The sequence below is a fragment of the Rhodopirellula sp. JB055 genome (assembly GCF_043100905.1).
Lineage (GTDB): Bacteria > Planctomycetota > Planctomycetia > Pirellulales > Pirellulaceae > Rhodopirellula.
Map to the genome: position 1 here is coordinate 1 of NZ_JBICHO010000214.1, position 7,997 is coordinate 7,997.

At 56.1% G+C, this 7,997-nt stretch carries 8 protein-coding genes; 2 read left to right on the top strand and 6 right to left on the bottom strand.

Translation table 11 applies throughout. From position 1 onward, the window contains the following. Together ACF8AM_RS08820 and ACF8AM_RS08825 are read right to left on the bottom strand one after the other, a co-directional pair. On the bottom strand, positions 1-743 hold a 743-nt coding region (locus ACF8AM_RS08820), incomplete at its 3' end, for an AAA family ATPase (RefSeq protein ID WP_392555281.1). Then, positions 740-1,702 carry a methyltransferase family protein gene (locus ACF8AM_RS08825; protein ID WP_392555282.1) on the bottom strand — a complete coding sequence of 321 codons (963 nt, stop codon included), beginning with the start codon at positions 1,700-1,702 and terminating at the stop codon, positions 740-742. The genes ACF8AM_RS08820 and ACF8AM_RS08825, both read right to left, overlap by 4 nt. A gap of 208 nt (positions 1,703-1,910) precedes the next feature. Here ACF8AM_RS08825 and ACF8AM_RS08830 point away from each other — a divergent pair, with 208 nt between their 5' ends. Together ACF8AM_RS08830 and ACF8AM_RS08835 are read left to right on the top strand one after the other, a co-directional pair. Next, a complete protein-coding gene (locus ACF8AM_RS08830) occupies positions 1,911-2,720 on the top strand; it encodes a TVP38/TMEM64 family protein (RefSeq protein WP_392555283.1) in 810 nt (269 codons plus the stop codon). A 65-nt stretch (positions 2,721-2,785) separates the two neighbouring features. Further along, a complete protein-coding gene (locus ACF8AM_RS08835; RefSeq protein ID WP_392555284.1) occupies positions 2,786-4,324 on the top strand; it encodes a mercuric reductase in 1,539 nt (512 codons plus the stop codon). A gap of 99 nt (positions 4,325-4,423) precedes the next feature. On the opposite strand, the gene ACF8AM_RS08840 is transcribed toward ACF8AM_RS08835, so the two are convergent. From ACF8AM_RS08840 to ACF8AM_RS08855, 4 genes are all read right to left on the bottom strand, one after another. After that, positions 4,424-4,876: a hypothetical protein gene (locus tag ACF8AM_RS08840; protein WP_392555285.1), complete on the bottom strand. Its 453-nt coding sequence runs from the start codon at positions 4,874-4,876 to the stop codon at positions 4,424-4,426. Between the two features lie 215 nt (positions 4,877-5,091). Then, entirely contained in the window at positions 5,092-5,646 is a 555-nt protein-coding gene (locus tag ACF8AM_RS08845; protein WP_392555286.1) for a sugar O-acetyltransferase, read from the bottom strand. A 495-nt stretch (positions 5,647-6,141) separates the two neighbouring features. Next, positions 6,142-6,618, bottom strand: a complete 477-nt coding sequence (locus ACF8AM_RS08850) for a PepSY domain-containing protein (protein ID WP_392555287.1) — start codon at positions 6,616-6,618, stop codon at positions 6,142-6,144. A gap of 170 nt (positions 6,619-6,788) precedes the next feature. Next, a partial coding sequence (locus ACF8AM_RS08855; protein ID WP_392555288.1) for a GDSL-type esterase/lipase family protein occupies positions 6,789-7,997 on the bottom strand: 1,209 nt, incomplete at its 5' end.

The following is a 7,997-nucleotide window of genomic DNA, read 5'->3' on the forward strand; positions in this document are numbered from 1 at the left end:
GCTTGTTCGACAATGTGGCTGTCGCCGATCTCACGGATCGTTTGCAGTGCCGCGGCCAAGTTGGATCCGTCGTTGGCCATCACCGGAGTGAACGTTTGAGGCGATGGCAATCGAGCGGGCGCATGCGAGTCACATCGGAACGTGTCGTAGAACCTCCATCCCCGCAATTGCTCCTTCATCACGATGATCTCGGGTGCCGCAAACGGATCGGCGTACTCGGTCATCAGGCTTGTCCCGCGAGACAAATGTAAATCGATGTCTTGCCACTTCCCTTTCCCCGATCGGCATCGCAAGTTCGCTCCCTTGCGATCAACACACAGCGATCTCGCATCCGGTGTCGGCCCGGTCCAAATGCATTCCCGTTTGATCTCCGGGTCACCATCGAACATGGAGTTGGACGGAATCGGGTGACCCAGGTCGATGCAGTAGCTCATCGGATCGGCGGAGAACGCGAGTTTCAATGCCTTTGGTTTTCGACGCAAGGTTCCTTGCACGGGAACCTCACCCCGCTTCATTTCGTTGGAAAGCGATTCCGGACCCGCCCAAAGCACAGATTGGAACCCACCTTCTTCCGCCAACGATTGGTTCAGGTTGCCATTGGCTGCGGAAGCAATCAAACGCAGCGAACGATACAGATTCGTTTTGCCGCTGCCGTTTGGTCCGGTGACCACCGTCAACTCACCCAGTCGCACGGTCAGCGAGCGGATCGAACGGTAGCCGGCGATTGCGATTCGGTGGATCAAGAGAAAGGCACCGTGGGGATCCAGAGTCGGACGTGTTTCTGGTAGCGATGATAGTCCTCCCCGAACCGAAGCTGAAGATCGCGTTCTTCGACGGGACGCACAAAGACGTGCCAGACCACTGCCCCGCAAAGTGCGTAGCCGATGGCTGGAAGGCTGCCGAGGAACCATCCCACTGCGACGCCCTGAACGATGCCCGCGAGTGCCATCGGGTTGCGAACATAGCGGTACGGACCGGCGATCACCAAACGAGGTGCGGTGGCCGTGGGCAGAGGCGTGCCATCGCCGCGAATCGCCATCGTGATGCCGCTCCATAGCCCAAGCGACGATGCAACGAGAAACAAACCACCGGACAATGGTGACTGCAGCGGATGTTGGAACACTTGCCATCCGAGTCGAAGTTGCAGTTCAACAATTCCCATCGGCAGCACCCACAGAAACGTCCCCCAGAAGATCACGGTTTGCCCCAGAGTCAACGCGGTTGCAACAGCGGGGTTCATCGAAGCAACGCGAATCGTGGCGGGAGATTGCGATGTGTTTCCATGGATCGTTGCCATGGACAGAGACAACCCAGCCATGCAAACCATCATCGTCGATGCGATCCAGGCTTCTCCGGTTTGAAGGCTGGTCGCGATGCACACCAAGGTTGGGTACCAAGTGACCGCGGCAACGGCCCAGACCAACGTGGTGGCCGAAGACGCTTGACGCCACACGCAAATCGCGGCCAAGAGCGAGCCAGCGATAATCAACAGAAAGTCCGCCATCCAAAACGAAAGCAGTGCACCATTCGGCCAAGCAGTGGGCTGAAACCACTGAATGCTGGCCGGATAGACAAGCAACAACACCCACCACGCCAGCGTGCCAATGGCTTGCACGACGAGATAGGCGGAGACAATCCGAACGGGAGTGTCACTTGTCTCGGTCGGGACGCGTGGCGTTTGCGGTTCGTGAATGCTGATCACTTGGAATCGAACTGCTCGAAAAGGCTCCATGATACGTCGGGAAAGCCCGGGCGTCCCATGCCAATGGAGATGCTGGATTCGGTTTGGGGGTGGTCGTTCGACATACACTGTTGTGGCGGACCTTGGAATCTTTCCTCTATTGTGTGTTCAGCGGCAGCCAGGTCGCCGTTCACAGGGCAAGGACAAACGTTCGCGACAGGCATGACGCATGGGAACCACTCGAAATCAGATCGATCAACCCGCCACTGGTGTCTTGGCTCAGTCGGGCCAAGACGCGGATCGGATCATTTCGAGCAAAACGTGGCGTGTTGTTCGCTGGACCGTGATGCTTTGCATTCTGTTGGCTGTGCTCACGATTGTTCGGTCACTGCCGTTGGATCAAGCCATGTCGGTGGCGCAGGACTGGATCGCGGGTTTAGGAGTTTGGGGGCCGGTGGGACTGGTGTTGCTCTACATCGTGGCCACGGTTTTGTTCGTGCCAGGAACCATCCTCACGTTGGTAGCAGGAGCCATGTTCGGCCTTGCCGTTGGCACCGTCGTGGTGTCGATCGGGTCGACCGTCGGTGCGTCGTTGGCGTTCTTGATTGCTCGTTATGGAGCCCGAGAGAAGGTCGCGGAGTTGGCCAAGCGAAACCGCCACTTCGGTGCAATGGATCGTGCGATTGCTGAGGGAGGCTGGAAGATTGTGGGGATGCTGCGGTTGTCACCGGCGATTCCTTTCAACTTGCAGAACTACTTGTATGGACTGACACCTGTCCGATTTTGGCCCTACGCGGTGACCAGTTGGATTGCGATGCTGCCGGGCACGTTTCTGTTTGTTTACATCGGACATGTGACGGGGGCAGCGGTTGGTTCGGATCGTCAACGATCGATGGCGGAATGGATCATGTTGGCGGTGGGGTTGTTGGCGACGGTGGTGGTGACGGTCTATGTGACTCGTTTGGCCAGTCAAAAGTTGAAGGAAGAAGTCGATGAGTCCGGGGCGGACGATGGGGCGGGCCAAGTGGCCGATACATGACCCGGTCGAAACAAAGCCACTCAGCTGAACAAAGATCACAGCCACAACCCACGGAAACGAAACAGATGAATGCGCTGCTTCCACATGACGAACACAATCAAAAGCTGGAGTCCAACGTCCATCCACCGGAGTGGACCAATCCAACTCCGACTCGACCGTATCATTTGGTTGTCATCGGTGCCGGAACCGCAGGGTTGGTGACCGCCGCCGGAGCAGCCGGGTTGGGAGCCCGGGTCGCGTTGATCGAGCGAGACTTGATGGGAGGAGATTGTCTGAACGTCGGTTGTGTGCCGTCAAAAGGAATCATCGGTGCGGCACGCGTTGCCGCGGCGGCGAAGAAAGCAAGCGAATTTGGGATTGAGATTCCAAATGTCCAAGTTGATTTCGCTGCGGTGATGGAGCGAATGAGGAAGCTGCGGGCGGGAATCAGTCACAATGATTCGGCGACTCGGTTCAGCGATCTTGGCGTCGATGTGTACTTTGGCCAAGCAAGCTTTCAAGATTCCAGCTCGATCCGAGTTGGTGGAGATGAGAAACAGGGAGGCGTTGAACTGCCTTTCAAACGCGCCGTGATTGCAACTGGGGCTCGCGCATCGGCACCACCCATCGACGGTTTGAGTGAGGTGAACTACTTGACCAATGAATCCATTTTTTCGCTCACCGAAATCCCGCGCCGGTTGGGGATCATCGGAGCGGGGCCGATTGGATGTGAAATGGCACAAGCGTTTGCTCGGCTTGGGGCGGAGGTGTTCTTGGTGGAATCCTCCGACGGCATTCTGCCTCGCGAAGATCGGGAGGCCGCGGAAATTGTTCAAGCAGAGATGCTTCGCGATGGGGTGAATTTGCTTTGTTGTGGTCGCAAACTGGCGATCAAAAACCAAGGCGGCATTCGGTTGACGGTGGAGTCGCAAGGGGAAAGCTACGATGAACCCGTTGATCAATTGTTGGTGGCGGTTGGTCGGGCACCCAATGTTGAGAAGTTGAACTTGGAAGCCGCGGGCGTTGAATTCGATCGGCAAGGCGTCCAGGTCAACGACCATTTGCAGACCACGAATTCAAACATTTTTGCCGCGGGCGATATCTGTTCGAAATACCAGTTCACGCACACCGCTGACTTTCAAGCTCGGATTGTGATTCAGAACGCTTTGTTCGCGCTCGGCCCATTCGGCAAAAAGAAGGCCAGTGATTTGGTGATCCCTTGGGCCACCTACACATCACCCGAGATCGCTCATGTTGGAATGTATGAGACGGATGCGAAAAAGGCGGGGATTGAAATTGACACTTACGTTCAACATCTCAGTGAAGTCGATCGAGCTATTTTGGAAGGCCAAGACAAGGGCTTCGTGAAGGTTCACACCAAGAAGGGAACCGACAAGATCGTGGGTGCAACCATTGTCGCTGAAAACGCTGGAGACATGATCTCCGAAATCACCGTGGCGATGACTGCATCGATTGGACTGGGCAAAATTGGAAGTGCCATTCACCCGTACCCCACGCAATCCGAAGCGATTCGCAAGTTGGGCGACCAATACAGTCGTACCAAGCTGACTCCGCTGAGTAAAAAGATCCTTGGAGTTTTGCAGCGAATCAACGTCGGAAGCTGAGACTCAACACTCCCGGTCCCCGTTGGTTCAGAAACCATCGGGGACTTGGTTCAACCAGACATCACAATTCAGATGATTGCATGTCGGGGCTGTTTCGAATCAGCGGCGGTTACGATAAACGCGATTCGCGGAACAGGTGCCATTCGAGCAAGTTGGCGCGGAGTAAGTCTGGTACCGGGGGCCTTGCCAGGAACTGGTTGGCACGGACGAGACAGGCACACCGTAGGTGGGCTGATAGCTCGGGGCGTAGCTGGTGTAGCCCGAGTTGACTGGCGTCGAAACGGGAGTCGAGTAGTGGACTGTTGGTTGTGCAATGGGCTGCGACGAGACAACGGTTCCACCGCAGTTTCCTGAAACGCAACCGGAGCCAACGGCAATCGGTGCGGATTGAGTCGACGTGTACGTCCCCATTGTCGAGTGGACAGGGGGTGCGGAATAGGTCACCTGCGGCGACACGGCGCGTGCTGCTGAGCAAGCCGCTCCACAGGACCCGCTTTGTGCATTGGCGTCATCGCTCATGGCAACCACCAAAAGAGCGGCGAACGCGACCATTGAGTGCTTCCATCCAAATTTCATCTTGCTTCCTCATCAACAAAGGTTCAATTGGGACACAGCTCCATGCCCCGAGACCTAACTGATGCGGATTCTGGTTCACGGTCCGCCGCGAGGATGTGAGCGATATTCCAGTTCTTGAATCTTTTTGGATGAATTTGTTTCGCGTTCGGGTGGGTTCGCTGTGCACCGGAGGAGCTTGCTCCCATCCTGATTCAGTCGATCGGCCGGATCACCTTGGCTGGATTGCCTGCGACGAGAAGCCCAGCGGGCACGTCTTTGGTCACCACGCTGCCCGCACCGATCACGCTGCGGTCGCCGATCGTGACACCTGGGCAAATGATGGCTTTGCCACCGATCCAAACATCGTTCCCGATGGTGATCGGTTTGCCGTACTCTGGGGTTCGTCGCAGATGAGATTCGAGAGGATGCGTTGCCGTGTAGAAGTGGACGCCGGGAGCAATGAAGACAAAGTCTCCGATCCGCACCTTGCAGACGTCCAGGATCACACAATCGAAGTTGAAGTAAACCTGTTTTCCGAGATGGATGTTGGTTCCGTAATCGCAGTGAAACGGGGGTTCCAACCAAACGGAATCGCCGCCGCTGGCGAACAGTTCTTTCAAAATGCTGCGGCGAACTGCTTCTTCGCGAGGCGAGTTGTGGTTGAGCTGATGGCAACGTTCGCGAGCGACCAAGCGGGCTTCCGCCAATGCAGGATCGTTCGGGTCATACAGCTCGCCCGCCAGCATTTTTTCCTTCTCGGATTTCATCGGAGCATGCCTGTTTTCGAGGGAGGTTTTTGGGGGGATGGTGCCCTTCCCGGCGGTGTACGCTTCGCTCGACCGCCGGCTACCCGCTGCATTCCCTCCGGGAAGTTCGAAAAAGGGTGACTAGCGTCTGGGTTTCGCTCCGAATGGGGCCGTCGCGGGAGTGCCTCGCTCACGCAACTTTTGAAGTTGCGATTTTGCGTGAGGCATTGGTTTTTCATAACCCGACGCGTTAGCGAGGCGAAGTCAACATCGTTTTTCCCTCGCTGACGCTTCGGGTTTTGAGAAAAGCGCAACTTCAAAACTCACGCTCTGAGTTGTGACTGGTGGTCTTGGCCGACTCTGACGGGCACGAGTGCCCATCCTACGTGCGTGAAACGTTGTTGAGGACTGAGTCGATAAGCCGCCCCCAATGGACGCTCTGATTGCGGATGCCAAGTTTATTCCTGGATTGCATCCCGGGAAAGAAGGTGTGTGGCTTCTTTCGAAAGGGCGGTGTCAGTCGTCGATCCGGTCGGCGATGATTTTGGCTGTGATGGGATCAACATGCAATTCTCGCTTTTGCCCATTTCGAACGCCTTCGATTTCCCAGTAGCGGCGTTCGAAAGAGACTTCGTCGATGTCTTGCGTGTGGCTGTTCTCCATGACGGTTTGAAGCAACTTTGATAGAGGCATCGCGTCCGCAGGTGGTGGCGTGTCTGGATCGTCATGATGTTCAGACAGCACTTTGCCGCTGGACGGATCGACCATCAATTCCACGGACTCGTTTCCCTTTTGCGTTTCGACTTCCCAGTTGCCATCGTCCATCGAAACCTCCGTGAACGGACCGTAACCGTCCTGTTCTAAACTCTGCACCATTTTGACCAGGGAGAGCCGTGTTCCACCAGCGGTTTGTCCGCTGACGATTTGGGGGCCGGTCAAGCCAAGTGGAAGGATTGTTGAGGCGATGAGAGTCGTTAAAAGTAGCGGTTTCATTTTCTGGCTCCTGGAAAAGGAAGGGATTTCCAATGACTGCGATAACGGGGATGCCCCGTTGTCCAGTCGGCAGCAGAAAAAGGTAGGCGGACCCGATAAGGTGTGGCTGAAGCGAAGTTAAAGTCTGCTTCATCTTTCTTGATCGGCCTGTTGAAGTTCTTGATCGTTGCTCATTTCAAGTCGCCGATCAGCATCAACGTGGATGGGTACCAAGTGTGATCTTGGTATTTGTCCGGCTTGGCATCAAAGTCGTTCCGGTTGCGTTCAAAAAGGATTGCGCGTTTGTCCAATTGGTTCGGTGTCAATTCAATTCGGACGGTGTGTTGGCCGGGTTCGAGGTCCGAGCCAATGTTCAAGGTTGCCATGCGGTGGTAGGTGCAATAGCCATCGATCCGATTGCGAGTGACTTCCTTGCCATCCAGGTCGACACGGACTTCGCCACCGTCGGGACCGAGTAGATCGAATACACCGGCGTGTGTTCCTTCAAAGGTGAATTCCAGGCGTGCGCCGGGATCGTTGGCTTGATAGAGTTCGGGCATGTTCCGTTGAAAACGTTTCGCCAAGGCATGATCCGAGGGGAGTTTGGTCCAGTTGCCTGACAGCATCTCCGGTTGGATCGCCACCATTTTGGCTTGTTCCCAGTTGTCTTCACGAAGTGGCTGCACCAGGGGATGTGGTTGTGGTTCGCCGCTGGCCTTGGCAATGGTCGGCCAAGATCGAGCGATGGTTTGGGTGTAAATGCGATGTCCCGTTTCGACATGGGGGTGGACGCCATCGGTCGAAAACACGATCGGTTCCGCAGTCGTGTCGGCGGGCTTCGGAGCTTTGAAAATGAGTTTGCCTGCCGCTTCCAGACGTGCGACTTCGACGCCAAAGTGAATCGATGGGATCGAATAGTGGTCTGCCAAATCTTCCATGGCACTGGCTGCGCGAGGCATCTTGCCAGCTTTCAAATCAGACAGCATGGGTTGCGTCAGTGTGTAGACAAAACAGATGTCCGTCGCAGGATTCGCAGCCCAGGTTTGCCGGATGATGCCTTCCATGGAACGGTGGATTCTTTCGGGCGCGGTTCCGCCATCGTTGACGGCGAATTCGACAAACAGCAAGTCGGGATCGTGCCGCAACGCGTCACGTTGCAGGCGAAACACGCCGAGGTTCGATCCTGTTCCACCAATTGCAGCACGGATCTCGTTCACGGTTGCGTTGGGAAATTGTTCTTGGAGCCACTCACGCGATTGGATTCGCCACCCCGGAGCGGCGGTGATGCTGCCGCCAAGGTAGGCGACACGAACGGACTCGCCCGCTTTGACTTTGGCGATGAAGTTAGGCAGTCCTGCACGTGGATGGCATTCCACGGCGTCGCGAAGTGGAAACTCTCC